The organism is Emticicia sp. (assembly GCF_049241225.1).
Lineage (GTDB): Bacteria > Bacteroidota > Bacteroidia > Cytophagales > Spirosomataceae > Emticicia.
This window is the reverse complement of sequence record NZ_JBMLRC010000289.1, coordinates 1-1,242: the sequence shown is the minus strand read 5'-3', so window position 1 is coordinate 1,242 and position 1,242 is coordinate 1. Positions and strand designations below refer to the sequence as shown.

The 1,242-nt window shown below is 41.4% G+C and carries 1 protein-coding gene; it reads right to left on the bottom strand.

The window, feature by feature from the left end; genetic code table 11:
• A partial coding sequence (locus tag ACOVO2_RS15440; protein WP_421770838.1) for an NlpC/P60 family protein occupies positions 1 to 1,179 on the bottom strand: 1,179 nt, incomplete at its 3' end.
• Positions 1,180 to 1,242: the final 63 nt, after the last annotated feature.

The window sequence follows — 1,242 nt, the reverse complement described above, 5'->3', positions numbered from 1 at the left end:
TATGCCTTTATCGGTGCCTAAGATGCGTCTGGCTCGTAAATATCGGCCTGCATTGTGGGCGTCGTAGCGTGGCGAACGCTCATCAAAACTACTGATTTTCACCATACCCGATGAATGAATAAACTCTTTATTGCCCAACCACATACCTACGTGTACGACTCGCTCTGCTTTTTCGGGCGTAGCTTTTTCGCCAAAAAATAATAAATCTCCTACTTGCAGGCTATCAAATGGCACTTCTACGCCCGCCCAAACTTGTTGTGAAGCATCACGGGGTAATAGAATTCCGTTTGATTGGTAAATCATGCGAGTAAAACCGCTACAATCTACACCTTTCCACGAAGTTCCACCCCATAAATAAGGCAAACCTTGCATTCTGAAAGCCGCATTGACTAAGTTTTGTTCGGAAGCCGTAACTGACTGTTTCCATTCTTGATGTCCGATGGCTTCTTTTTTCAAGATAAAAGCACTGCGACCGTCGGGATAAATTACTTCATAAAAATCTTGTAGTGTATCTTTTACGGCCAAAACATTGCCCCAAGTAAGGTCAGAAATGGTCTGAGAATTTTCGTCGGCTTTGGCATACGAAAAACCATAAGGCTTAGCAAACATCAAAAATTTATTGGCTTGGTAGCGGTCGAATTGATATTGAGTAATACGAGCGAAAGTCGAGCCATCTGTCCACCCAATGTAATTATCTGGAGTTTGAATCATGTACCAATTTCGTTCTCTATCAAGCACTTTTAAAGGCGTTCCGAGCAGTGCTTGCGAAGCCAATTCGGCCGATTCTTTGGGTTGACTGCGTAAATTCAACACCGAAATATTGGCAATACCACAATTACGATTTTCGAGCAGGTTATTATCAGGCAATAATTTTACGGCATCAAGCAAACTATAACCATTTGATTTTAAGCGATTTAGCAAATCTTTCTTAGCTGCGGGCAAATTGGTTTTACCCACAATTCGGTTAGAGTCAAGCTCGGCATGAAAAAATGCGACTCGTTTATCGGGAGCGTGTTTTTTACGCACTTGCTCGATGATTGCATAAACGGTTGGTTTTGATGCTGGAGGAGTTGGGGTTTGAGGAACTGTTGTAGGTTTAGCAATCTGAGCTATTGTCGAAAGCGATAGCAGACAAAGTAGACTCAGAATGATACCCTTATTTTGTTTGTTGAGTTTCATTCAGATTGTATAGTATTTTTCTGCAAAATTACTCATTCTTTTTCGGATTGAACAAGGTGTTTT